Below are 26,681 nucleotides of genomic sequence, written 5' to 3'. Positions count from 1 at the left end.
GATTGGGTTACTTTTCCTGTATGCACCTTTAACCTTTATTCCCATGAATTTTTCGACAAGAACTTTTCACTGTCCAGTATACATGGTTATTTTTTTATGGTGCGGACTCCGGAATTAGGGGGCCTAGCCGATAGTGCATCTTTTTGCCTGTTAAAGTAGAGATTTAGAGATTTGGAAAGAGAATTCATGTATTTTCGCAGGCTTTTCTTTCGAACATCTCCATTCGCTTCATAATTGATGTATTATCGCAGCAATTTAGGTTCGCCCAATGGCCCAAGATGTGTTCCTCTGAGTAGGGGCTCACTTTAGAACCGTTCATTTGATTGCTGCCACAACATGATTGAGAATGTTCTGATGCAGCGATTCCGCCGTAATCCACGGCCCTCCCGCATTGATTCGCGGAATTTGCCATGGGTCGGTTTGCTGCGTAACCATGCCCTCTTCAACGGTAAAAGCGTATCGGATTCCTTCCTCCTTGATTAATTGGATCGCAAGCTCATCATAGATTCCATACGGATAAGCCAAGGAATCGATAGTTTTGGGATAGCTCTGATTCAGCGAGTCGATGCAGGTTCGAGTATCCTTCTTAATGCGCTCTTTATATTCGCCTTCCGTCTCTTGAACGCCATCCTTTCCTATTATTCTAGCAATCATCAACGCTTCTCCCGATTCCGATTTGCGGTGGAGGGCGTGCGAATGGCATTGGAAGTCAATGTCTGCGGCTGCGGATGCGATGTCTTCCACTTGGCGATGACTCAGATACGGGATATTTCCGCCCGACGGATTATCCAGAAATTCAGTAATTACAAAATTAATTGCGGGAATATTCTTTTCTTTAAGCAGAGGATAAACATGGTCGAAGAAGCTTTCGTATCCATCATCAACGGTAACTAATACAGCATTGTCGGGTATGGAGCCGCCTTCTAAAAACTGTTTGAATTGTTGCGAAGAGATAAAATTGTAGCCCTTTCCTATTAAGTAGTCCAAATGGCTGGAAAATAGCTCTGTTGGAATGGTGGCAAGGCTTTGATCCACATCGTGGACATGATGATACATCAATACGGCGACCTGGTCCCGATACCATAGGGCTCCGGTATTTTCCTTAGCGCTTATGCCTGCAAAAATAATTGCATAACCCAGAACGAGCAAGATTACTGTCTTGACTACTATTTTTCCCATCTTGTCCCCCTGTTATTAGGAATGATATATACATAGACTTACGAATAATGGGAAAAGTTTCAAAAAACGACAAAATTTAATATTATGTTTGCGCATTGTTCGATAGGTGTCTTGAGAACGAGATGGCCACATACAATAAAATACTGTAGCCGTATAGTTAGGGTGGGGCTCCTTCCAGATGAAAAGGAGGGGGAAGAGGAGGGCTGTTCGGGTGAGGCGTATGATCAAGCAGGGATCTTTTAACATGGCCCTATTTTGGCGTTTCTTCACCAGCTATTTTATCTTGATCCTCATTCCCGCCATCGTTGCGTGTACCTTTACCTACTTCTTCATAGTTCGTCTGATCGAAGACGATGCGGAGAAGCTGAATAACGTCACTATGCGGAATTTTGCAGACCAGACGGACCGTACATTTTCTTCGTTGAAGACAAATATGATCAATCTGCTCAGCACCCCCAATCTGGTCAGCTTTCTTCAGGTAGCCGGCGACTCCCCCGATAACCAGCAGCGCAACGAGCTCGTCCATTCCTTGATGGAGCAGCTCAACAAGATCGATTCGGGCGGGTTGATGTACAGCGCCTATCTGTTTTTTGTCCATGAGGACCTCGTCATTGATTTCCAGACATACACCGGCAAGGAGTTTTATTTTCAACATTATTATCCTCTGGAGCCTGCCGAGAAGTCGGCTCTGTTCTCCTATTTCTCCGATAAACAAATGATGCTCTTCACCGAACCCCATACGATGTACCAGAAGCCTCTGTTTACGAATCAAGTCCTGTCCTCGTACTCTCATATTTCCGTCTTGATGAGCTATCCGTTCAATACCCGCTCCCCGGAGGTCTATCTCGTCGTTAATTTGAATGAGGACAAACTGCGCGAGCATATTGGCATCACCGAAAGATGGGTGACGGGCACGGCTATTCTGGACAGCTCAGGGCGGGTGATTAGCCAGACTGGTTCCATGAGACTGGACGCAGACTCTTGGTCTGACATCCTGCAAGCCAGCCAAGAAGGCTCCCTGTTCGTTAACGAAGACGGGCAGGCGGTGTCCGTCATGAGGTCGCATTTCAAGGATGACTGGTATTACGTCAGCCTCATCGATTTGCAGACGCTGCTGCAGCCGGCGCGCTGGATCAGCAGGGTCAGCTTCGTCTTTCTCGGTTTCGTGCTCGTATTGGGCAGTCTTGTATCCTATTATTTGAGCCGGAGGCTGTATACCCCGATCCTGGAGATCAAAACCGGCCTCGAATCGCACCATAAAGCTGCCGAACCGAAACCATGGTTTCCGGTGAAGGGGAATGACCTCGATGTCATCAAGCAGTTCTCCGGATTGCTGATTTCCGAGAATAAAGAGCTGTCCAGGCTGGTGGGCGGAATGTTCCCAATAGTGCAGGAGCACTTTATGACCAAAATCCTGCTGGGAGAATACCGGGACGGATTGTCCATTGAATATTACGCCAGGGAGATTGACTTCCCTTATCCGTCGCAGGCCGTCCGGACCGTGCTATGTATCGAAATCCAGTATTACGCCTCCGTTCTGGATCAGTTGTCGGAAACGTCCCGGTCGTTCCTGATGGCCGAGCTGAAGGAGAACATCCGCAAGCGGATGCCCGTTGCCGTATGGCTCTGCCAAACCCGGGCCGACTTGTTGGCCTGCGTCGTGCATAGCGAGCCCGCGAAGCCCTTCGGTCCGAAGGAAGCGGCTCAGATCCTGCAGACGATTCTTGTACAGCCCTATTACAAAGCGACCATCGGAATCGGCAAGACGGTCGACACGATAGAAGATCTGCATATTTCCTACGCTCATGCCCTGGCTATGCTCCGGTATAAGGGACTCCGTTCCGAGGTCGAAATTTACAGCCCGGACAATGCCCGGGATGATCGTGCGGCTTGGGACAGCTTCCTGTCTGTGCAGGAGGTGAACAAAATTTTTAACCGGTTCAAAACACGCGATTACCCCGAACTGCTGCAGGCGGTATACGAGCTGCTGGAGGAGGGCGTGAGGAAGAACGCTACCGCTTTTCAGGTAAAATACTTGTGCTCCGATGTGTTAAATACGTGGATAAGAGCGGTCGAGACGGAGCGCAACGAGTTCGGCATCCCTTTCTACTCCGGATTATTCGTCAAGCTGGACCGCTGCGTAACCTGGGAAGAGATCCGGGACTGCTTCCGGGAAACCCACGCGCTGTTGTTCCTTGCCGAGAAGCCGGATGCCCGAAGAGGGCAGCTTGCGGAAATTCTCGAGTATATTCATGAACACTGCGGAGAAGAATTGTCCATCGAACGATTCGCCGAGCGAATGGGCATGTCGGCCGGCCACTTCAGCCGTACGTTCAAGGAAGAGGTTGGCGAGAAATATGTAGAGTATATCGCCAAGGTCCGCCTGGCCAAGGCGAAGCGGCTTTTGCTGGAGACGGATATGAAAATCGACGAGATTGCCGAGCAGGTCGGCTATTGGGGGCGAAATTCGTTCATTCGAATCTTCCGCAGATATGAAGGAACTACTCCGGCGAAATACCGGTCGATCCATCGAAAATAAAGGTGCGAAAGAAGAGACTCCGTTTTTTCGTGAGTCTCCTTTTTTCTATGCGGCTTGTCGGCAAAAAAAAAGCGACCCGGCAAAATTGAGCGCTTTACGCACGGCTTGCCCGCTCCGTATAGTAAAGCCACAACAACGATCAGACGGTGCCGCGAAATGAGGTGCCGCAGCAACCAATAAAATGAAAACGTTCCCGTAAGGAGGTGGGGATGATTGGCAGATCAAGCAGAAAACCGCGGAACCGCCGATGCCGCAGTACTGCCCGGAGCGAAGGGCAAGAAGCCGCCGCATTTATGGCTGATGCTGAAGAAGCACAAGGCACTGTATTTTCTGATGCTTCCCGGCATCCTGTATTACATCATTTTTAAATACTTGCCCATGTACGGCATCATTATCGCTTTCCAGGATTTTTCGATAGGCCGGGGAATATTCGGCAGCAAATTTGTCGGTTTCAAGCATTTTATCGAGTTCTTCTACTACACCCCGGATTCCTGGAAGCTCATCCGCAACACGATCATGCTGAATATTTACGATCTGCTGTTCCATTTTCCGGCGCCGATTGTGCTGGCCCTTCTGTTCCATGAAATTAAAAATAAAGCGTTCAAAAAGTTCGTGCAAAGTGTCAGTTATATGCCGCATTTTCTGTCCACGGTCGTTATCGCGGGGATTATCGTCATGTTTCTGTCCCCGTCCACGGGCATCATCAATTTTATTCTGGTGAAGGTGTTCGGCATGGAACCGATTATGTTCCTGGGCTTGCCGGAATGGTTTCGTACCGTATATATCGGCTCGGAAATCTGGCAGAAGGTCGGCTGGGGAACGATCCTGTATTTGGCGGCGATTGCCGGAGTCGACCCGACCTTATATGAAGCGGCCAAGATCGATGGGGCCAACCGCTTCCAGCAAATGCGCCACGTTACCTTCGTCGGGATGATCCCCGTCATGATCATTCTGTTCGTTCTGAATCTCGGGCATTTCATGGAGGTAGGATTTCAGAAAATTCTGCTGCTGTACAATCCGATGAACTATGAAACCTCGGATGTTATCAATACCTTTGTCTACCGCAGAGGGATTCTGGACGCCGACTTCAGCTTCGCTACGGCGGTCGGGTTGTTCCAGTCGGCCATCGGCTTCGTTCTGGTCGTCTTCGCAAACCGGATAGCCAGAAAACATTCGGAGACCAGTCTATGGTAACGAGCGGGGAGGGAACGGGATGAAAATCAGGGAAAGCCTGGCCTCCAGGCTGTTTGACGCCTTCAATACCGTGATCATGATTGGCCTGGTTATCGTGATGGTGTATCCGATGATTTTTGTATTCTCCGCCTCCATCAGCGAGAATGCCATGGTGGTGAGCGGACAGGTGCTGCTGTGGCCCAAGTCCTTGACCTTGGCTGCTTACGAAAGAGTGGTGTTCAATCCGGATCTGTGGGTGAGCTATTGGAATACGATTCGCTATACCTTCGTTCATACGGTGCTGACGTTGATGGCGACTTCCGCCATGGCGTACCCGCTCGCCAAGAAATGGCTTCCCGGACGCAGAGTGATCCTGCTGATGGCGGCCTTCACCCTGCTCTTCAGCGGAGGGCTCATTCCGACCTTCCTCGTCGTTCAGAAGCTCGGCCTGCTGAATACGATCTGGGCCATCGTGCTTCCTTCGCTAATCAGCACCTGGCATCTGTTTATTATGCGGACTTTCTTCGAAGCGCTTCCCGAAGAGCTGGAGGATGCCGCCACGATCGACGGCTGCGGGACGATTCAGGTGCTGCTGCGGATTGTTCTCCCGCTGTCGCTTCCGGTGCTGGCCACGATCGGGTTATATACCGCCGTTAACCAGTGGAACGCGTTTTTTGACGCGCTGATTTATCTCAACGACCGCAGCATGTATCCTCTGCAAATCATGCTCCGCAACATTCTGATCGCCGGCTCCAACGTGCAGGGCGAAGGAGACATGAGCCATATGGAAACGATGAAGTACGCCATGATCATTATCGCTACTTTGCCGATCTTGTGCATTTATCCGTTTATCCAAAAATACTTTATTCAAGGCAGCATGATCGGGGGGATCAAAGGGTGACCGCTTCGGCAAGCGGTAAGCAGAAGCGCGAGAGTACAGGAAGTCTTCTGTGCCTGCGGTGACGGGAAGTCCGGTCTCAAGTATGAATAATCACTTACCGGACCTTCTGACCAAAACCTAAATAAAGAGGAGGCGAGCAAGGTGAACAAAAGAACGTTAGCGATTACGCTCTCCACCGTTATGCTTGGCGGGCTGGCGGCAGGCTGCAGTGGAGGCAAGGGAGGGACGGCAGCCGAGACGCCCGGCGGAGCGGAAGGCCCGGGTCCGAAGCCGATCACCTTCACATGGCTGGTCTATGACCGGACAGAGGGGCGGGTCCGGGACGACTGGGAAATTTTCAAGGAAATTGAAGCCAAAACCGGGGTTAAGGTCGAATTTCAGGTTGTCAGTCAGGAGGGGATCAATGAAAAGAAACAGATTATGATCGCGACGAATTCCGTCACCGATTTTATTCAGGTAAGCACCCAGGAAGGCAGGGAGCACGGTCCGGAGAAGGTGTTCCTCAATTTGAAGGATTATCTGGATATTGCCCCCAATCTGAAAAAGTTCTATGACGATTTCCCGGAAGCGAAAGCGTTGGCCACCGGACCGGATGGCGGAATTTATACTGTGCCGGTGCTGGAGGGAGACCCCGAGGGCAAAGGCTTCAACTTCGTCTGGATGGCCCGCAAGGATTTGATAGACAAATATGGGTTGAAGCCGCCCGAAAGTCTGGATGAGTTCTACGAATTTCTGAAAGCGTTGAAGGAGAAGCATCCGGATTCCTATCCGCTCACGGCCAACTCACCGATCGGGGATACCGGGCTGTACACAGTGTTCGGCAGAGCCTTCACCGGCATTCAAGGCTTCTTCAATCTCCTCCCGGACGAGGAAAAATACGCCTTCGCCCCATACCACGAAGGGTATAAGGATGCCCTCATTTATTTGAATAAGCTGTATGCCGAAAAGCTGCTGGATCCCGAGTATTCGCTGCTGACCGGGGCCCAGTGGGAGGAGCGGATACTGTCCGGGAAATCTCTCGTCACTTATTTCTGGAAAGCGGATATTGATCCGTTAACCGAGAAAGGACGCACGGCCAGCGGAAGCCAGGAGTATGAGCTCGATGCGATTCCGCAATTCGCCGCCGACGGAATCAAGAACTATCAATATTCGCGTTCGCTCGTGGGAGGCAGCGGCCGGGCGATATCCGCCAAAGTCAAGGATAAGGAAGCGGCGGTCAAGTTCCTGGATTATCTGGTAAGCGAAGAAGGTTCCAATTATCTCTCACTCGGGATTCTCGGCAAAACGTATACGATTGAAGACGGAAAACCAAGGTTCATGGAGGAATTCGGGAACAGCCCGTATGTCCCTCTGCGCCGTGACTATGGGGTCTGGTATGATCATATTTCCCTCAATAATGCCAAAGCCCGGGCCGCGTGGGAGAGCGGCTTGAACGAGAAGAGCAAAGCCATTAACGCCAGATACGAGAAATATATCATTCCAGCGCCTAAAGCGATTGTCAAGACGGAGGAAGAGATGGAGCTGGAGAAGTCGAAGCTGAACAACCTGAACAAATATTTGGAGCAGAAGATTACGGAGTTCGTCACCGGGAAAACCCCGATTAACGACGACACCTACCAGCAATTTCTCGATCAGGCCAAGAAGCTGGGCGCCGACGAGCTGCTTGAAATGTACAATACGGCATACCAGCGAACCTATGGCTCCAAGTAAGCAACTGGTGTGATGGCCCGGTAGGTGGAGAGAGGACCTCGCATTTTGAACAGCCCAGGGAAAGACGTCCCGTGGAAGCGTAGAGGTCTCCCACTCCAATAAGTTGAACAGCCTTGGTAGGAGTGACGGCCGGAGGAGGGGGCCTCGAATTTGAACAGTCCCGGGAAAGACGTCCTGTGGAAGCGTAGAGGTCTCCCTCTTGAATAGGTTGAACAGCCCTGGTAGGAATGACGGCCGGAGGAGGGGGCCTCCTTTTCGACCACGCTGATGGACACTTATGCCTAAGACCTGGTCGGCTCGAAGGTGGTCTTTATCGACCGCGTTCTAACGGAAACGTAGGACCTTAATCGGCTCAAGATTGCCTTTTCGACCGGCTAACGGACTCCAATGACCTTATTCGCAAAAAACAGGGCGGAAATACGAGATATTCTATGAAATAAGTGCATCTGTTTCCGTTACCCCAAGGATAAACGGCTATCGCCGTCCTTAGGACGGGCGCGTTTACCGATGAAATATAAGAACAGGTATAGATGAAAACTTATACTTTCTTATATTTAAAAAAAACGTCCTATTTTAACGAAATAGGGTCTCTCAGGTCCGTTACCGTTTTATTATTGGGGACCTAGGCAAAAATAGATCATTTTGCAAAGGAGCTTAGCATATGGCGGAGAATTACAAGGTCATCGATGCCGATGTCCATAATGAACAGAACGATGCCGATCTTGTTCCTTATCTGCCGGAGCCGTGGAAGAGCAGGGTGGCCCGCAGCGGCGTAGGCTACTCGTACTCCGGCTACTATTCTCCCGTCGGTGTGATGCGGAGGGACTCGATCCCTCCAGGCGGCGGCAAGGCGGGCTCGGATCCGGAGCTCATGATCAAGCAATTGATAGAGCCCTACAATGTCGAGTATGCGATTTTGACGGGCGTGGTCTATAATATCTCGACCACACATGATCCGGATTTTGCCGCCGCTATATGCTCCGCTTACAACGACTACCTCATTGCGGAATGGCTGGGCAAGCACCGAGCCTTCAAGGGGGCTGCAGCCGTAGCTACCCAGGACCCGCAGCTTGCGGCCAGGGAGATCGACCGGATCGGCGGGCATCCCGATATCGTCGAAGTCATCATTTCCAGTGCGGCCCGCTCGCCTCTGGGACAGCGGCAATACCACCCGATCTACGAAGCGGCGGAGAGGAACGGGCTGCCTGTCGCCCTTCATCCGGGTGCGGAAGGAGCGGGCGGGGCTACCGCGCCGACTGCTGCAGGGTATCCGACGTGGTACATCGAATGGCATACATGCTTGTCGCAGATGTTCATGGCCCATCTGGTCAGCATGGTGTGCGAAGGAGTATTCGAGAAATTTCCCGGCCTGAAGGTTGTCCTCATTGAAGGAGGAATGGCCTGGCTGCCGCATGTCATGTGGCGGCTGGACAAAAACTACAAGGCATTGCGCTCCCAGGTGCCGTGGCTGAAGAAGCTGCCCAGCCAGTATATTCGCGAGCACTGCTATCTGACGACCCAGCCTATCGAAGAGCCGGATAATCCGCAGCATCTGGTCGACCTGCTGAACATGGTCGACGCCGAGAATATGATTCTCTACTCAAGCGATTATCCGCATTGGGATTTCGATCCGCCTTCCGCCGTCCTCCGCAAGTTAAGCCCGGATGCAAGAAGGAAGGTACTATACGAAAATGCCAAGCAGCTTTACAAGCTTTAGTATAGCGGGAAGATCGAAGGACCGGCAGCAGTCTGGGAGACTCGGGAGACTTGGGAGACAGATTTTCTTGTCATGAGACAGCAGCTTTTGTACGACAAGCAGCAGCGGTTTCACGGTATGCAATGGACCAGCTTGGCTCCAACCAGAGGTAAAACCGATTTGATTCTATCCGGACGGAGGGGGAAAATGGCGGTACATTATGTATTGAACGAAGGAGATGTGCCGGAGGGCGGGCATGTCATCGTTAACATAGGGGGCCGCGAGATCGGCGTTTATCTAATCGACGGTCAATACTATGCATTGTACAACTACTGCCCCCACCAGGGAGCGCCCCTGTGCAGGGGAATCGTGTGCGGAACGACGATGCCGTCAAGAGTCTATCAATACGAATTCGGCAAATCCGGCGAGATTGTCCGCTGTCCATGGCACGGCTGGGAATTCGAGATCAAAACCGGGAAATCCCTGATCGACGATAAAATCCGCGCCAAAAGCTACCCTATCGAAATTCAAGACGGAAAAATCGGGATTGTGCTGAAGTAGGGTGTAAAAGGGATAAAGAGGTCTCTGAAGTCATCAAGATCGTCAATGACTGAGGGACTTCTTCTTTTCGGTTTGGCCACCATACGGAAAAAGGAAAGTGAGTCGTTTAAAAAGCGATTGATAAAGCAAGATTAGGATTGAAGTGTTCAGCCGCCTAGGATTGGGCGGTTTTCCTATTGTTTAATAACATTTTGCACGGTAACCACACCGTTCCGAAGGGCAGAGATTATTGTATTATTTTATTAAATCGAGGAGAAGGGATTACTGACAAAATATCGAATATATCAACGTCATATTGTTTGTGGAACTTATTGGAACCGAAAAATTTGTTAACACCTCGGCGGAATGCCGCATTGATATAGCTCTTAACCAGAGAACCCATTTTACCAATTGTCCAGAAAAGGAGGGATGCCTTTGAACACGAAAAAATTGGCCCGTTTGATAGGAGTGCCTCCACAGGAAGCCGACGAATGGGCGGGGCAGTCGCAGCCTTTCAGGCAGAGAATTCTGGAGGAAGCGGCTCAGCCTTTCAACACCGAAGCGTTCCATTCCCTGGTTCAGGAATTGTCCCCGGTGGAGAAGCGAAATATGGCCAGGCAGCTGGAGCTGCCGCTCACCGCCTCCCCCAGAAGAGCTTTTCCGGATGCCGTGTTTTACAAGCTTCTGCTTTCCAAATTGCGGCAAACGTCAGGGAAGCAAAAGCTGTTGACGGCCATTCTGCTTACTGTAATGGACCTCTACGAGGAAGCAGGGGATTACGTGGAGGAGTTCCTTGAGGCCCAAGAAGCAAAAATAAAACAGTACGGGCATTGGCATTACTATTGGGCCCTGCGTCTGCACCCGGAACGTACCGAGGAGACGGAGGAACGGCTGCAGCAGCTTGCCGCCGTCAAGGAGGTTCAAGCGGGGAGGACGGAACCGGCTCCACAGCCTGATACAGCTAATGATGAGGCTTGCCGCTCTTTCATCGATCCCGGCAAGCATGCCGCTGTAGAACGAAGGCTGAAGCGGGAATCGGACCTCCGGCTTAAAGCCGAGCAGGAATCCGATCATTTGCGCAAACAATTACGCGTGAAGGAAAGATGGGCGGAACGGCTTAGCGAAGAAAAACAGAAACTATCGGCGGAAGCCTCCGCTTCACAGGAGGAAGTGTTACGCCTGCAAGCTTTGCTGGCGGAGCAGAGGCTGCGTAACGAGGTGCTGGGCAGCGAAAAAATGGAGCTTCTTTCCCGGCTTCGCGCGCTGGAAAGCTCGCTGGCGGGATATCAGGAAAGTGCCGCGGCGGCGGAACGGGAGCTGAAGCAGGCGAAGCACCGTTTGCTGGAATTCAAGCAGCGGTCGGCGGACCCCCGCGAGCTGGCGGAAAGGCTGGCTGCCGGACTCACTCAGGAAGCGGAACAATGGTGCCGGAAGCTGGGACAGCCCCTTCCGGACCGGAGCAGCGGCGCGGCTATTCGCCGTCATATTCGCTCTTTATTCGATATGATCGACTCCCTGGAGCGATACCTGCATGAAGAAGGCCCTATGTCTTCCCAGTCTGCCGTTATGAACCCGAAGAAGGATGCGGTACCTACGGCGGTTTACTCCCCGGCTTCGGAAGAAGGAAAGGAAGAGGCCCTATCGCTGGAAGAGTCGGCTCCTTCCCGGGAAGAAACCGCAGCATGGTTTGGCGGCACCTTTTATAGGCGGGATCATGGCGGTTATATTGTGCTGGAGCATGGAGAAGTGTTTAATATTACGGAATCCATGGTTCATCATTATCGTTTGGAGCATGAGGCGGAGGTCAGATGCAGGCCATATGAACAGGAATCCGGCGTTATTCATTATGAAATCGAGCTGCTGCTGCAAGGGGACGATACCTACGCTCCGATTAACCAGTTCAGCGGGTATGTGGAGCTGGGGGAGCATTTTACATTCTACTGTGTGGATATGAACAACCCGGAGAACCGCTACCCGATTCACTATCGCGATGTGGAAGTACAGGGTCCTTCGGATGGTGATCCCTGTTTGTTCAATGTAGCTGTGGACGGGCATTACGCCCGGCTTTCCAAGCTCTATCGAAAGTCGTCCCAAGGAGACGAAGGGATAAAGAAAAAACTGGATCGGCAGAAGCAGGCCTCATGGACGGCGAAAACGGATAAAAGCAAGCCGGAGCCTTTCCTGACAGGCTGCAAAATTGTCATTATTGGCGGACAGGCCAAATGGTTTGAATCGGTCGTATCGGAGACCGGGGCCGAGCTCGTTCATGATAATGGGGACAGTCCTGAGCGAATCCATGCCGATTTGCGCCGCGCCCAGGCCCTGTTCATGCTGATTACCGCGACTTCCCACCGAGCGACCTGGAGCTGCGTGGAGATTGCCAAGCAGTGCCGCATTCCGCATTATATCATTCAGGGCTCGAAATCCAATTTACGCACACTTCTGTGGGAAAATAAAGAGGCGATTCAACGGACAGCGACAGCGGCCCATTCATAATAAGGAAAATTAAAGGGGGGAATCCGCCCAAATCCGCCGGATAACGGGAGTTTCGGATTCGCCGGCAAAGGACAGATGATAGACATCCGGATTGGACATGGCTTCCCATTCCGAATAGCCGATCCGGCTGTCATAAGATTTCAGAAGCAGAGACAGCAGATTCCCATGGGAAACGACCACGGCATTTTTGTATGGACCATCAAGGATTTCCCTGATTACGGTAACGGCACGGCCTATCGCCTCGTTACCGGACTCCCCGCCTTCGTAGCTTAAGTCCAGATCATCGTAGGTTTTGCGAAGCATATCACGCCACTCCGAATGATTCTTTCCCGACAACACTCTTTCGGTTAAACGTGAATCCAGCTTGATTTCCAGCCCCCGGCGGACGGCAAACGGCTCTATAGTCCGGAACGCTCTTTCATACGGACTGGAAATAATATAATCGATAGATTTATCGGAGAAAAAATCAGCGAGCTTGTCGGCTTGCTCCAATCCGGTATCTGTCAGCCCGGCATCCGTCCCGATGGATAACCCTACCAGCTTACACAAACTTCTTGACGCTACCAAAAGAAGGCGAAAGACGGTCAAATGTGCAGGTCTTTTTCACAAAATGGGGCCATTTCGCTAAAAATCGCTCCAAAGACGTGCACTATTGCTCTAGAATCAGGTATGCGACGACTTTTCTCCAAAAAGACGTGCATTATCGCTCTAGAATTAGGTACTTCTTCGTTGACGGCCCGGTAAATTATGGAGACTCTCGTTGCAAACTCTCATTTGAGGAGAATGATCCCGGGTCCTGACGGTTAGTAAAGCATCCGTAATTTTCGAGCGCCGGGCTTCCCAAAAATTCCGTTCTGCGGCCAGGATCAAAGGCTTTCGGGTGACGGCTGGACAACCTTCCGTTAATCTTTTATTGTAGAATTCAATCATTACCATGGAAAGGTAGCCTGCCATGACGACATCATCATTGCCTATCGAAAAAGTGCTGCCGGAGCTGAAGGAGAAGCTGCGGCTTAATCCCAATGCCGTCCTCCTGGCCGATCCGGGGGCCGGGAAGACGACTCGCGTTCCCTTGGCTTTATTGGACGAGCCTTGGCTCAAGGGGCGCCGTATTCTTATGCTGGAACCGCGCCGCTTGGCTGCCCGGGCGGCTGCACAATATATGTCGGCCACTCTTGGAGAGCCGGTGGGCCTGACGGTAGGGTATCGGGTCAGACTGGATACGCGGGTAGGCCCGGAGACGAGGATAGAGGTTATAACGGAAGGGGTTCTGACCCGTCTTCTCCAGGAAGATCCGTCTCTGGAGGATGTGGGGCTGGTCATCTTCGATGAATTTCATGAGCGCAGCCTGCACGCTGATTTGGGGCTCGCGCTCTGTTTGCAATCGCAGGCGATCCTTCGCGAAGATTTGAAAATATTGGTCATGTCGGCAACTCTGGATGCCGAAGCGATAGCCCGGCTGCTGGAGGATGCGCCGGTAGTGGCCAGTGAAGGAAGGGCCTATCCCGTGGAAACCCGTTATTTGCCGCAACGGCCGGAAGGATCGATAGAAGCGGCTGTGACGAGAAGTATAGTTAAGGCGCTGCAGGACGAACCGGGCGATCTGCTTGTGTTTCTGCCGGGGGCCGGCGAAATTCGGCGAGTGGCGGAGAGGCTGGAAGAGCAAGGTATGGCGCGAACTGTCCGCATTGCTCCGCTATACGGAGGGCTGTCGGCGGAGGAGCAGGACCGGGCGATCGCCCCTTGTCCGCCGGGAGAGCGCAAGGTCGTGCTGGCGACGTCCATTGCCGAGACCAGTCTGACGGTCGAGGGAGTGCGCGTTGTCGTGGACAGCGGGCTGATGCGCGTTCCCCGGTTCTCGCCGCGCACGGGAATGACGAGGCTCGAGACCGTGCCGGTGTCGAGGGCGTCCGCCGACCAGCGCCGGGGGCGTGCGGGCCGTCAGGGGCCGGGAGTGTGCTACCGTCTGTGGACGGAAGAGAACAACCGGCGGCTGGCACCGCAGAGCCTGCCGGAGATGCTCGAGGCGGACCTCGCTCCGCTGGCGCTCGAGCTCGCCGTGTGGGGCGCCGACCCGCAGGAGCTGCGCTGGCTGGACGCCCCGCCCGCCGGGGCTCTGGCTCAGGCGCGGGAGCTGCTCGGCCAGCTTGGAGCGCTGAGCGAAGACGGGGCCGTCACCCCGCACGGGAAGCGAATGGCCGAGCTTGGGCTCCACCCGCGGCTCGCGCATATGGTCCTCCAAGCGATTCCGCTCGGCCTGGGGGACCTGGCCTGCGAGCTGGCGGCGCTGCTGAGCGAGCGCGATCCGCTGCGCGGCCGTCAAGCCGCGGCCGATGCGGACGTGCGCCTCAGGGTGGAGGCGCTGCGCGCCGCCGACGCCTCCGGCGGGCCCGGGCGACCGGGCCAAGCGGCCGCGGTGCATGGCCGAAGCGCGGCTCAGGCGCACGGCTACGGCGCGGACCCGGCCGCTTGCCGGCGGATCGCCGCCGAGGCCAGCCGCTGGAAGCGCACGCTCGGCCTGCCCGCTTCCGGGCCGGGGCGCGAAGGCAGCGCCGGCGGGCCGCCCGCTGCGGAGCCGGGTCGGGGAAGCGATATCGATGCCAGCGGATTGCTGCTGGCGTTCGCCTATCCCGACCGCATCGCGCAGCGGAAGGCAGGCGGCCGCTTCCTGCTGGCCAGCGGCCGCGGAGCCGCGTTCGCCGCCCCGCAGCCGCTCGGCCAGGAGCCCTGGCTGGTCGTGGCCGAGCTGGACGACCAGGGGGCGGATGGCCGCATCGGCCTGGCTGCGCCGGTGGAGCTAAGCGACCTGAAGCAACGATTCGCCGAGCGGATCGTTGTGGAGGAATCGGTCGCTTGGGACCGCTCGGCGCAGGCGGTGCGGGCGAGGCGGCGCGAGCGGCTGGGCGCGTTGGTGCTGCAGGATGCGCCGCTGGCCGACCCGGACCCGGAGGCCGCCTTGCAGGCTCTGCTGCAGGGAATCGCCGCGGAAGGGCTGGCGATCCTGCCGTGGTCCAGGGCGGCCCGGCGGCTCCAGCAGCGTCTGTGCTTCGTGCAGCGCCATGACCCGGGCTGGCCGGACGTATGCGACGCGGCGCTCGGCGCTGACCTGGCCGGCTGGCTCGGCCCGCATTTGTACGGCCTGAAGAGCCGGGAGGAGCTGCAGCGGCTCGACCTGGCGGCCATCCTGGAGGCGATGCTCTCCTGGGAGCGGCGCCGGGAATTGGACGAGCTGGCCCCGACCCATATCGTCGTTCCCAGCGGTTCGCGCATTCCCGTCGATTACAGCGATCCCGCTTCCCCCGTGCTGGCCGTCCGGCTTCAGGAGCTGTTCGGGCTTGCGGAGACGCCTCGCATCATGCGGGGAAGAATCGCATTGACGCTGCATCTGTTATCGCCGGCTCAGCGCCCGGTACAGGTGACGCAGGATCTGGCCAGCTTCTGGCAAAACGCATACTTCGAGGTGAAAAAAGACCTCAAAGGCCGCTATCCGAAGCACTATTGGCCCGACGACCCGCGCAGCGCCGTCCCGACTAACCGTACCCGCCCCCGGAATCAGGGGAATTAGCGAATATTCGGGATGCGCTTTCCCCCCCCCGGCACGCTTGATAACGCTGACCGAAGAAGGAGAAGAGCGGCGAGTAGTCCTTGGTCCGGGGAAAGGGTCCATATTGACGCTGGGGATAAGGATACCCAATCGATCTGTTTTCACAAGGGGAAGGGACATATGGGCAGGATCCTCCCGGATCGTTTGCCGGTTTGTCCCGCTCTATTTTTTTGAATAATGGGAGGCATCGCGTTCTTAATTTGGGCTGTCCATATACGTATTGCCTTGTTTACAGCTCATACATTTTCTCGATTTACGCTCTAAGGAGGCAACATAGCTATGATCCGATTTGCAGTGATTGGAACCAACTGGATTACCGACAGCTTCATCCAAGCCGCCCGTGAGACCGGTCTGGTGGACTTGACTGCCGTCTATTCACGGACGGAAGAGCGGGCCCGAGAGTATGCCGCCAAGCACGGCATCCCGAATCGATTTACCGATTTAGAAAAAATGGCCGCCAGCGATGAATTCGACGCTGTCTATATCGCGAGCCCGACCTCTTGTCACGCGGAACAGGCCATTCTTTGCATGGAACACGGCAAGCATGTTTTGTGCGAAAAACCGATAGCCTCCCACGCCCGGGAAATGAAAAAAATGATAGAGACGGCGGCAAAACATAACGTACTCCTGATGGAGGCTTTAAAGTCCACCCTGCTCCCCAATTTTCGCGCCATTCAGGACAATCTCCATAAGCTTGGGCCCATTCGGCGATATTTTGCAAGCTATTGCCAATACTCTTCGCGCTATGATGCGTTTAAACAAGGAACGGTGCTCAATGCGTTTAACCCTGCGTTTTCCAATGGTTCTTTAATGGACCTGGGGGTCTACTGCATTTACCCGATGGTCGTTCTGTTCGGAAGGCCCGAGCTGACCCGGGCGAACGCCGTCATGCTCGAGTCGGGGGTGGACGGAGAAGGGAGTTTGCTGTTGAAATATAAAGAGATGGACGCGGTCATCATGTATTCGAAAATAACGAATTCGTATCTGCCCGCCGAAATTCAGGGAGAAAACGGGACGATGGTTATCGATCGGATCAATCAGCCGGGGAAAGTGGAAATTCGCTACAAGGACGGGACGGTTGAGGAAATTACCCGCGAGCAGACAGGGAACACGATGAAGTACGAGGTTCAGGAGTTTGTCCATTTGATAAAAAGCGGCGAGCTCGAATCCTCCGTCAATTCGCATGCCAATTCTTTGTCCGTCATGGAGATTACTGATGAGGCCAGAAGGCAAGTCGGCCTGGTCTTCCCTGCTGACTCGCTGGCTTAGCTGGGCTTATTACAATGTAACGTGCATAAGAAACCATGAGTGTTTTGTATGCGTTGTTCCAAGTAAGTCAAGCTGTTCATGATCGTTATGATGCGCAGGTGTAACGGACATGGAAGCCGTTAATGATCGGATTTGCTCCCTTTTGGCATTCTAACGGACATGAGGGCCGTTATTGACCGTTCCGGAGGTCATTTGAAGTCTATTTTCGTCAAATAACGTTCCCTCAGTCCGTTACACGGGGAAAATACCTCAATCGACACAAATAACGGCGCTGGTGTCCACTACAGTTTTTTCGCAAATCGTTCCCTGCCTCCGACTTATGTTGCGATGCTGCATAGAGGTTCTTTTGTAACGCTGTACAAGTGACCATGCGGTTTAACCTATGCATCTTTATTGCGTCCGGCAGATCATAGTTCGGAGATAGGCTATCTCTATCAGTCCTAATGAGAGAACGAACCCCGATCCTTTTGCCTTAGCAAGCGGTATTGGCGGGGGGTGACTCCGGTGTGCTTTTTAAACAATTGGCCGAAATGCTTTAAATCTTCATAGCCGCAATGAAGTGCCGCTTCCAGAACCGTCGTTTTGGGGCGGCTTAAGAGTTCGCAGGCATGACGAATACGCTGTTCTTGTATGTAGCTCAGGATGGTCGTCCCCATGATCTGCTTGAACAAGCGTTGTCCTTGGCGGGGGCTGATGTTGGCAGCGGCAGCTACATCTGAAATGGTAATAGGCTGCTGAAAATGTAGGTAGATATATTGTTTCATGGCCGTAATTTTGTCGATTATTTCGGGAGAAGTGGCCTTACCGGCCGGCTGCTGCAGGCGCTGGAGAAGAATCAGAAGCTCGAGAAGGCAAGCAAGCAGTTGAGAGCGGTAGCCGGGCTTCTTCGTATCGTATTCTGTGAGCAGACGATGCATAACATATTTGAATTCTCCATCCTGTTCACGAATATGCAGCCATCGTTTCCCGTTCTGCAGATTTCCGCTTAATAACACAGCGATTTCCTCTTCCAACGGATAGACGGTTAATTGTTGGAGCTGTTCAGTTTGAAAAATACAGTTATAAACTACCAAGGAACGGTCCTGCTGCAAGCTGACGGGTCGAAAGACATGGGCGGTACCGATAGGGATAAAAAAGACGTCGCCAGCCGTGACCGATAATGTCTCGTTGTCGACGTAATGAAAGCCCTGCCCTTCCGCGACATAGCAAATTTCCGCGAAATCGTGAAAATGTTCCGCCAATTGAAAGGATTCGCTTACCCGATTGACATATATGGGGAGAAATTCCCGGAAAAACAGTTCGCCGCTGGTTAGCTCCACCGTTCGTTTGACCGTCATTCCTCCGAAACTCTTATCCCTTGCTTGGTCAGCCATTTCGTTGGCTCCTTTCCCTTGGTTTGCCTCTTGGCTCTCATTTTCGTCGATTCGTTTATTTCTTCACAGTCATCCGTGCTCTCCCTTTTTCCCTCACTCCAATTTTGCTTCCACTGATGACAGCTTGTTTCTTTACTCCTCGTTTTCTTATCGATTTTCCTATGATATCCCAATAACGAACCGTCTTTTAGAAAGGAAATTGTATGCTTCATTCTACGAACGGTTATCTCAAAACATAAATTGGATTAGATGACATTTTACCCCTGTCGGATGTCGTGATCAACCCCTTTCTTATGTGCCGTTATCGATACAATAAAGGAAATAGGTTAAACGAGGAGGGAAGAATCATGACAAATGTATGGTCTGAGCGGGCGAAGTGGATATGGGGAGGTAACGAAAGCAGTCCCCGCAATGAATGGCGTTTGTTCCGCAAAACGTTCCCAATCCAAGAGAAGGAATACACACAAGCCTGGCTTGATATTACTGCCGATTCGCGATATGTTCTGTTCGTCAATGGACAGGAGGCGGGCCGAGGGCCGGTAAGATCATGGCCGGCAGAGCAGGCCTATGATACGTATGACGTATCTCCCTATATTCGTCCGGGTGAGGACAATACCATTGCCGTTATGGTGATGCACTTCGGTTTGTCTACCTTTTATTACTTGAAAGGAAGGGGAGGATTGTTGGCGCAGCTTCGTATGGCTGACGAAGCGGGAACCAGCTTGGGCTGTGTCATTACTGACGGAAGCTGGCGAACGCTGCGGCATCCCGGCCAGGACGGAAGAGCCCCTCGAATGTCCTGCCAGCAGGCTTTCGCAGAACGGATAGATGCCCGATTATTCGACTCTGCCTGGAAGGATCGGTCCTACTCCGATGAAGCCTGGCCGCTAGCCGAAGAATTGGGGGTGCCGGGGATGGAGCCGTGGACCACTCTAATCCCCAGGGATATTCCTCCGCTGACAGAGGAAACGGTCTATCCGATCAGGGTAGAAGCGTTGAAGAAGGTACGCCGGATTTCCTGGAATGCATACATAGATATTCGCAGCGAGATGGTGCCCGATAGCCGGGAGCATGCGAATCCGGTCGGTTTTGTCGGTTATTTGGCGACCGTTGTCCGGGTCTCCGCCGGCGGGAATTTCACGATAGGCTTTCCTGCGGCATTTGTGAATGTGGGCACGGTCATCCTGGACGGCAAGGCGGTGGCTGCGGAGCGCTTCTACGGAGAAGCCCCGGAGAGATATGCGGATATTGAGCTTGAGGCGGGCGATCATTTATTAATGGTCGATGTAAGTGGAATCGATCACGGGCATGGATTCCGCATCGGCGTCGATGGAGAGGCTCCGATAGAGCTAATTTCCCCATTGTCCGGAATCGATGGGACAAAGTACTCTCCGTTCGTCGGAATTGGACCGTTCGATACGATAGAGGTGATAGATCATCGGCCCGGCAGGCGTTTAAATATGGAACATGAGGAATATTTGGCGGTTCGTTCCGTTTCGCAGGCGGCGGAATTAACTCTGTATGCCGATCGTTTAAGTCCTGTGCCTCTCGGCTTGTATCGCGATGATGATGTGTTTGGCCATCATGTATGGAAGAAGGCAAGCGAATCGCAAGCGGTTCCGCATGCGCTCCAACACCTGGTGACAGCTGACGGGGTTCCTGCACGCGTGCCCTTTTACGAAGGGGCCGATACGGAGATGATCATTGATTTCGGTAAGGAAACGGTCGGATATATCGAGTTTGAGCTGGATTGTGCGGAAGGAACGATAGTTGATTTTTACGGGTATGAATATATGCGCGATGAGTACATTCAGCATACGTACGGTCTGGATAACACCTTAAGATACGTGGCGAGAAAAGGCAGGCAGACCTATAAATCGCCGGTTAGGCGGGGGTTTCGCTATCTTATGCTCACCGTCAGGAATGCCCGGTATCCCGTTCACTTCTACAGCGTCCGCCTTGTTCAGAATACCTACCCGGTAGCGGAAATCGGCCGTTTTCACTGTTCGGATGCCCTGTTGAATGATATTTGGCAGATTAGCCGGGATACGACCAAGCTTTGCATGGAGGATACGTTCGTCGATTGTCCCGCATATGAGCAGGCATTTTGGGTGGGGGACAGCCGCAATGAAGCGTTGATTGGGAATTATTTATTTTCCGCTCCGGCGCTAACGGAAAGATGCCTGCGTCTGGTGCCCGGATCCCGGAACCAGACCCCCTTGTATGCCGATCAGGTGCCAAGCGGCTGGAGCAGTGTCATTCCGAACTGGACGTTTTTCTGGGTCATTGCCTGCAAGGAGCATTATGAGCAAACCGGGCAAACGAAATTTGCTAAGGATATGTGGCCTTCCATACGCTATACGCTTAATCACTACGTGCAGCATATCGACGATAACGGGCTTTTCAATATCCAGGCATGGAATTTGCTCGACTGGGCGCCGATCGATCAGCCGAATGGCGGCGTGGTCACCCATCAGAATGCTTTTCTGGTCAAAGCGCTGAACAGCGCTGCGGAATTGGCTCTGATTGCCGGTCATGCGGAAGAGGCGGATTCGTTCAAGCATTGGGCAGACCGCCTGAAAGCGGCGATGAACAAGCATCTGTGGTCAGAAGATAAAGAAGCCTATCTGGACTGCATTCATGCAGACGGGCGCCGTTCGGGGATTTTCAGCATGCAGACGCAAGTGGCCGCCTTTCTGTGCGATATCGCGGATGGGCCGAGGAAGGAAGCACTGGAACGATATTTGCTTAATCCTCCGGCTTCTTTTGTGCAAATCGGCAGTCCGTTCATGTCATTTTTCTATTACGAGGCTTTGGCGCGGATCGGAAAGCTGACACATATGCTTGACGACATTCGCCGCAATTATGGACAAATGATCGATTATGAAGCGACAACCTGCTGGGAGATGTATCCGAGCTTTAAGGAGAATCGGACGAATCCGAACTTTCTGACCCGAAGCCACTGCCACGCTTGGTCGGCCGCGCCGGCTTATTTCCTGGGGGCCTATATTCTTGGGGTGAGACCGCAGGCTCCCGGTTGGGAAAAGGTGTTGGTGGAGCCGAATCCATGCGGATTACGCTGGGCCCGGGGAAGTGCTCCGCTTCCTGAAGCAGGCCGGGTCGATGTCTCCTGGAGGGCTGATGAAGAACGCAGGCAGATGGAGATCGAGGTTCGCGTGCCGCAAGGACAGCAGATTGAAGTGAAATTGCCGGAGGGCTACACAGGAACAACGAAGATAATAAACTAACTAGCGGACTTGATCATTCGGGCCCGGTCCTTTGTTGTGCTATTGAATCGGTAGCGCCCTCTTACCACAGGTAAGATCAGGCAGACCGAATCCGGGGCTGTCAGCAATGGTTGGCCTGCATTCGGATGCGCAAGTCTAGGTTCTTCTGATTGAGAAGGATGTCGATTGACCGCATCGCAACGTGCCCTCACCCGGAGCGCGTTGCGATGCTGAAAACATGGTGCGCCCGACAAATATCTTCCGCCAGTACATCTATTTGACAACCGGGGGTGTACCTATCAGGCTGACGGTAGACGAGACGACTAAGAAGCCCGCTCATTAGATAATACCCGGCTCGATTTTTATCTAATCTTGGTTGGACTTTTCTTGAATATACAGGTCAAGAGCCTTAATTGCTCTCTTTGCAAGCTGGATAAATAAAATAAGGCAATAGACCCCCAGCACAAGTAAAACCAGGTAAATTAAAAACACCAATAAAGGCCATATGGCCAACATCCCTGCTGCTGAACCGCTCATTCAAACCCTCCTCGCAGTAGTAATAGATTTCCAATCCAATCCATTCTACCATAATTGGAAATTGTTAGTATCAATAAATGTTTATGCTGAAATACGTCAGTATAAGACGATATACCTGCTAAGTCATTTGATACATAGTTTTGCGATTATTTCCCGGGAAAAGTCGACAGAAAATCGAGGGGATTTTACATGGAACCATGACATTATCGTTTTTGCAAAGCTGGCTGCTGACAGAACGTGTGTTGAAGCTGCCGAGTTCACCCGGGCGGACCTCAAGCATATCGAGCAGAATGGTCGTCTTGAATGTGAGGGATTACGTTGAGAGAGCAGGTAATGACAGAATCATTAACTCAACATAGAAAAAACACGCACAATAAAGGGATTGTACGTGTTTTTTCTCCCAGCCTTAGCCTTAGCTGACCAGGTTGAGCTGCCAGGAAACTCCGAATTTATCTGCAACCCAGGCAAACCTGGGACTGAACGGATAGGCTTCCAAGGGCATCAGAACCGCGCCGCCCTGAGAGAGCTCCTTAAAGAGTCGATCGACCTCTTCTTCCGTCTCGCAGTTAATAAATAGGGAGATGGAAGGGGTGAAAGTGAAATTATGCTTGACACTGCTGTCGATGCACATGAACTGCTGTCCCTTCAGGGAGAATGTTGCCTGAAACACGCTTCCTTCCCGTCCGGCTTCGTTCGGGCCGTAACGGGCAATGCTCAAAATTTCCGACTGGTCAAATAAAGAAGTATAGAAATTCATAGCTTCTTCAGCCTGTCCTTCGAACATTAGAAATGGAGTCACTTTTTGCATGTTATCAACCTCCTTCATTTTGCAGTTCCCATGTTTTCTTTCAGCTCATTGAACATTAATCCTCGGCCGTATCCGATTCGCTCCTGTATTCTGTCAGTGTTTGCTCAACGTCTTACCGGGTGCAGCCATCTTCATGAGGCATGACGATGGTTGGGTGAAGGTCATCTCGCAGCCTTAGGATGAAAAATAGAGTCGGGATTTTCTCTATTTTGGTCAACCATATAGTTGAGTATACACCCCCCCAAGATGTAATCATCCATAGGGTTAAATATCGATTTCACTATTGCCAGAATAGCGGGAATAGTGTATGATATGGGCGATTCCAATTGAATAATCCCGGGGGCTTGAGGAGTCAGGCTGAGAGTGTAGCCGTTATACCGCTACTGACCGTTAATCTGAACTGGATAATGCCAGCGTAGAGAACATATGTTGATTAGGGACCCTTTCTCCGTCTGTGCATCCAGGCGGTTTTTTTGTTTGGAAAATAATGGATTGAAGGAGAGGGAGCACTTGAAACAACAAGCAACTGGCAGTAAAGGATTGAAGTTTACCGATATTTTGGTCACGGTGATGATTTCTTTAGTGTTTGGAGTCATTTTCAAGCTGTGGGACGGCGTATACGGAGTGGTTAAGCCGTTATTTCTGCAGGCGGGCCAGTTAACTTACGGCATGTGGTTTATGGCGGGACCCTTCGCGTATCTGATCGTTCGCAAGCCGGGGGTAGCGCTGCTCGCCAATCTGGCGGCGGCCAATGTATCTTCATTGCTGGGCTCCGCATGGGGACTGGAAACGATTCTTTACGGATTCGTACAAGGACTGGGTGCGGAATTGGTCTTCGCAGGTCTGCGTTATCGCAAGGCGGGACTGGTTGCGGCCGGTGTGGCCGGCATAATGGCGGGACTCGGTTCCTTCATCGTGGATCTCTTCCTCGGCTACGCCAATTATGAAGCATGGATGCTGGCGCTTAAATACGGTTTACGTGCCGTTAGCGCATTTGTATTTTGCGGCGTGTTCGCTTATTGGCTCGTCCGTGCGCTGGAAAAAACCGGCGTGACCCGGCAGATTCAGCCGGTGGCGAGGGAAGAGTACGAGTCGCTGCAGAAGTGACATGATATCTCCACTAACTACACGTAAGTTCTAAAAGCCCGCCGGGACAACAACAGGAAGAACATTCTTCCCCGATCGGCCGACTGTGGTCGGACGAGGAGCAAGGGGAAGCCCAAGCGGGCCGTTGAGCCCGGTAATGAGGTGGTTAAATGCAGGACAATCCGGCAACATTCTTATCTGTCTCGAACTTGAGACTGAAATTTCCGGGAGAGCCGTCCTTGGTGTTCAAGGACCTCTCCTTTGCTGTTCCACAAGGCCAGAAGGTTCTGCTGCTCGGACCGAGCGGCTGCGGCAAATCGACGCTGCTGCAGGTGCTTAGCGGAATTATTCCCGGTTCCGTCGAGGTTCCTCTGACCTGCGATTCGGTTCGGCGTCCGGACTCCTGGGGCTTCGTGTTTCAAGACCCGGACACCCAATTCTGTATGCCGTACGTTGATGAAGAGCTGGCCTTTGTGCTGGAAAATCTGTCCGTCCCACGGGAACGGATGGAGGAAGAGATCGGGCGGGTTTTGCGCAAGGTCGGACTCGTCTTCGAGGATATCCATACTCCCATTCAGACCCTATCCCAAGGAATGAAGCAGAGGCTGGCCCTCGCTTCGGTTCTGCTGCTTCAGCCGGAGGTGCTTTATCTGGATGAGCCTTCGGCAATGCTCGATCCGGAAGGGACGGAGCAGATATGGGCGGCGGTCAAGGAAATATCCGCTAACAAGACTCTGGTCATCGTAGAGCATAAGATCGAGCAGGTTATTGACTTGGTCGATCGTATAGTGCTGTTCGATGCGGAAGGGGCCATCCTCGCCGACGACACGCCGGACGAAATTTTCCGCAGTCATAAAGAAGAGCTTGTCCGTTTCGGCATATGGTATCCGCAGGTCTGGGAGGATTATATCCGGTCGGATGCATATCAGGAGATAGAGCAGCAGAGGCGGAAGGAGCGCCAAGCTCTCGAAGGCCGCCCGGGTCCTGCTCTGGAGCTGAGGGATTTCGCCGGTTACCGTCAGGAGGAAGTCAGGATTGAGGTTCCGCTGGCGGAAGGACAACCCGGTGAATGGATTTGCATCGTAGGGGAGAACGGAGCGGGCAAAAGCACGCTGCTGCAGTCCATCATGCAGCTTCTCCCGACCAGCGGCACGTACAGGCTGTGCGGGGAAGAAGTCCGGCAGACGGTCAGAGGGCGCAGGAAACGAAGCGTCAAATCTCCGCCTCCCCCGGAGCTCGCTTTTGTCTTTCAAAATCCGGAGATGCAATTTATTACGAACTCGTTATATGATGAACTGGCATATTCGCTCCGGCCGCTGAAGCTTTCCGAGGAGGAAGCGGATAAGAAGGTTAAGCAGACGTTGGAGGCATTCGGCTTATACATGAGTGAGAGGCGTCATCCTTACCAGTTATCGGTCGGTCAGAAGAGACGGCTCAGCGTCGCCTCCGCCGTCATCGGAGAGAAGCCCGTGCTGCTGCTGGATGAGCCTACCTTCGGTCAGGATGCGAGGAACACATTCGCCATATTGGAGAAGCTCGAAGAACTGCGTGTGAAGGGAACGACGATTATTATGGTGACGCATGACCCGAATATTGCCGGTTACTTCTCCGACCAAATATGGCGAATAGAGCGGGGGCGGCTGGTTGCCGTGGAACCGCCGGAGCTGTGGAGGTGCGTCAGGCATGAATTTGTTCACACCCCATAGAGAAACCTGGCTTTACCGGGTGAATCCGGCTTTGAAATTTGCCGTGTTCTTCGTGCTGTTGGTTATCGCCTTGATCAATCGCCGGTTCGATTTCGCGGTTTATCAGATGATCGCCTACCTGCTGCCGCTTCTGCTGTTCAGCGGCTACACGGGAAGGAAGCTTCTGCTGTTTACGGCTCCGTTCTTATTCATCTTTGTCTCCTCCTCGTCGACGATGATTCTGTTCGGCAAAGGGGAAGAGGTTTGGTGGCAGTGGGGGCTGATCCGCATCTCGAAGGAGAGCTTCTACCACGGCCTGCTTATCGGATGCAAAACGATAAGCTTCGGCGCACTCGGAATGATCTTCGCGTTGACATCGAAGCCGATTCTTTTCTTCTACGCGTTAATGCAGCAGTTTCGGCTGCCGGCCAAGTATGCCTACAGCTTCATCGCTTCGATCCGGATGCTGCCTGCCGTCTGGGATGATTACCGGGTTCGCACGGACGCCTTGAAGGTTCGCGGGACGCGGTTTGCCCGGGGCTTTCGCGGGATGTATGAGCGATTGAGCGCTTATGCGGTGCCGCTGCTTGCCCAGAGCATCCGCCGGGCACAGAGAATCGCCGTGGCCATGGAGGCCAAGCGGTTTCAGATGGGAGCGTCGCGAACCTATTATTATACCACCCGTTATTCCCGAATCGACTTATGGTTCGCGGGGATGATGGCAGGGCTGCTGATAGCGGCCTACTGTACGGCGGTTTATCTTCCGCTGGCCGGCCGTTGAGAGGCAAGCGGAATAAATCGGATGTCGTAAAAAAGGACCCCGTCTCCACTCCATAGTGGGATTTGAGGTCCTTTTCG

At 53.0% G+C, this 26,681-nt stretch carries 18 protein-coding genes; 13 read left to right on the top strand and 5 right to left on the bottom strand.

Annotated elements, in window-relative coordinates; translation table 11 throughout:
* Positions 1-315: 315 nt before the first annotated feature.
* The gene (locus ACTHRH_RS09010; protein ID WP_440415142.1) at positions 316-1,179 is read right to left on the bottom strand and encodes a polysaccharide deacetylase family protein; all 864 of its coding nucleotides are present in this window, start codon (positions 1,177-1,179) and stop codon (positions 316-318) included.
* A gap of 220 nt (positions 1,180-1,399) precedes the next feature.
* Here ACTHRH_RS09010 and ACTHRH_RS09005 point away from each other — a divergent pair, with 220 nt between their 5' ends.
* The 7 genes from ACTHRH_RS09005 (at position 1,400) to ACTHRH_RS08975 (ending at position 12,234) form a co-directional block, all read left to right on the top strand.
* Entirely contained in the window at positions 1,400-3,718 is a 2,319-nt protein-coding gene (locus ACTHRH_RS09005; protein ID WP_440415157.1) for a helix-turn-helix domain-containing protein, read from the top strand.
* A 300-nt stretch (positions 3,719-4,018) separates the two neighbouring features.
* Positions 4,019-4,912, top strand: a complete 894-nt coding sequence (locus tag ACTHRH_RS09000; RefSeq protein ID WP_144935181.1) for an ABC transporter permease — start codon at positions 4,019-4,021, stop codon at positions 4,910-4,912.
* A 19-nt stretch (positions 4,913-4,931) separates the two neighbouring features.
* Entirely contained in the window at positions 4,932-5,792 is an 861-nt protein-coding gene (locus ACTHRH_RS08995; RefSeq protein WP_144935159.1) for a carbohydrate ABC transporter permease, read from the top strand.
* A gap of 141 nt (positions 5,793-5,933) precedes the next feature.
* Positions 5,934-7,502, top strand: coding sequence for an extracellular solute-binding protein (locus tag ACTHRH_RS08990; RefSeq protein ID WP_379289000.1), 1,569 nt, complete (start codon positions 5,934-5,936; stop codon positions 7,500-7,502).
* Positions 7,503-8,163: 661 nt separating this feature from the next.
* Complete coding sequence (locus ACTHRH_RS08985) at positions 8,164-9,219, top strand: amidohydrolase family protein (protein WP_144935155.1); 1,056 nt, start codon at positions 8,164-8,166, stop codon at positions 9,217-9,219.
* 72 nt (positions 9,220-9,291) lie between these two features.
* On the top strand, positions 9,292-9,759 hold the full coding sequence (locus ACTHRH_RS08980; RefSeq protein WP_313960577.1) for a Rieske (2Fe-2S) protein: 468 nt from the start codon (positions 9,292-9,294) through the stop codon (positions 9,757-9,759).
* Positions 9,760-10,173: 414 nt separating this feature from the next.
* Positions 10,174-12,234, top strand: coding sequence for a hypothetical protein (locus ACTHRH_RS08975; protein WP_379289003.1), 2,061 nt, complete (start codon positions 10,174-10,176; stop codon positions 12,232-12,234).
* A gap of 9 nt (positions 12,235-12,243) precedes the next feature.
* Here the strand turns inward: ACTHRH_RS08975 and ACTHRH_RS08970 are convergent, their stop codons facing one another.
* Complete coding sequence (locus ACTHRH_RS08970) at positions 12,244-12,783, bottom strand: histidine phosphatase family protein (RefSeq protein WP_144935148.1); 540 nt, start codon at positions 12,781-12,783, stop codon at positions 12,244-12,246.
* 403 nt (positions 12,784-13,186) lie between these two features.
* Between ACTHRH_RS08970 and hrpB the strand changes: the two genes are divergently transcribed.
* Positions 13,187-15,799 carry an ATP-dependent helicase HrpB gene (gene hrpB / locus ACTHRH_RS08965; protein ID WP_440415137.1) on the top strand — a complete coding sequence of 871 codons (2,613 nt, stop codon included), beginning with the start codon at positions 13,187-13,189 and terminating at the stop codon, positions 15,797-15,799.
* 318 nt (positions 15,800-16,117) lie between these two features.
* Positions 16,118-17,107, top strand: a complete 990-nt coding sequence (locus ACTHRH_RS08960) for a Gfo/Idh/MocA family protein (protein WP_440415135.1) — start codon at positions 16,118-16,120, stop codon at positions 17,105-17,107.
* 440 nt (positions 17,108-17,547) lie between these two features.
* On the opposite strand, the gene ACTHRH_RS08955 is transcribed toward ACTHRH_RS08960, so the two are convergent.
* On the bottom strand, positions 17,548-18,480 hold the full coding sequence (locus ACTHRH_RS08955) for an AraC family transcriptional regulator (RefSeq protein ID WP_379291127.1): 933 nt from the start codon (positions 18,478-18,480) through the stop codon (positions 17,548-17,550).
* A 347-nt stretch (positions 18,481-18,827) separates the two neighbouring features.
* Here ACTHRH_RS08955 and ACTHRH_RS08950 point away from each other — a divergent pair, with 347 nt between their 5' ends.
* Entirely contained in the window at positions 18,828-21,728 is a 2,901-nt protein-coding gene (locus ACTHRH_RS08950; protein ID WP_440415133.1) for a family 78 glycoside hydrolase catalytic domain, read from the top strand.
* 345 nt (positions 21,729-22,073) lie between these two features.
* Here ACTHRH_RS08950 and ACTHRH_RS08945 read toward each other — a convergent pair whose 3' ends face one another.
* The gene (locus ACTHRH_RS08945) at positions 22,074-22,244 is read right to left on the bottom strand and encodes a hypothetical protein (RefSeq protein WP_186328301.1); all 171 of its coding nucleotides are present in this window, start codon (positions 22,242-22,244) and stop codon (positions 22,074-22,076) included.
* A gap of 412 nt (positions 22,245-22,656) precedes the next feature.
* Positions 22,657-23,052 carry a VOC family protein gene (locus ACTHRH_RS08940; RefSeq protein ID WP_379291122.1) on the bottom strand — a complete coding sequence of 132 codons (396 nt, stop codon included), beginning with the start codon at positions 23,050-23,052 and terminating at the stop codon, positions 22,657-22,659.
* A 510-nt stretch (positions 23,053-23,562) separates the two neighbouring features.
* Between ACTHRH_RS08940 and ACTHRH_RS08935 the strand changes: the two genes are divergently transcribed.
* The 3 genes from ACTHRH_RS08935 (at position 23,563) to ACTHRH_RS08925 (ending at position 26,604) form a co-directional block, all read left to right on the top strand.
* Positions 23,563-24,159, top strand: coding sequence for an ECF transporter S component (locus ACTHRH_RS08935; protein ID WP_440415130.1), 597 nt, complete (start codon positions 23,563-23,565; stop codon positions 24,157-24,159).
* A 221-nt stretch (positions 24,160-24,380) separates the two neighbouring features.
* Positions 24,381-25,844 carry an ABC transporter ATP-binding protein gene (locus tag ACTHRH_RS08930; protein WP_440415154.1) on the top strand — a complete coding sequence of 488 codons (1,464 nt, stop codon included), beginning with the start codon at positions 24,381-24,383 and terminating at the stop codon, positions 25,842-25,844.
* On the top strand, positions 25,822-26,604 hold the full coding sequence (locus ACTHRH_RS08925) for an energy-coupling factor transporter transmembrane component T family protein (protein ID WP_379291118.1): 783 nt from the start codon (positions 25,822-25,824) through the stop codon (positions 26,602-26,604). Before ACTHRH_RS08930 ends, ACTHRH_RS08925 begins: the two co-directional genes overlap by 23 nt.
* Positions 26,605-26,681: the final 77 nt, after the last annotated feature.

Origin of the sequence: Paenibacillus sp. SAFN-117 (assembly GCF_051966115.1) — a bacterium.
Classification (GTDB): domain Bacteria; phylum Bacillota; class Bacilli; order Paenibacillales; family NBRC-103111; genus Paenibacillus_L; species Paenibacillus_L residui.
The sequence above is the reverse complement of the archived record's forward strand: the minus strand, read 5'-3'. Positions and strand labels throughout refer to the sequence as shown.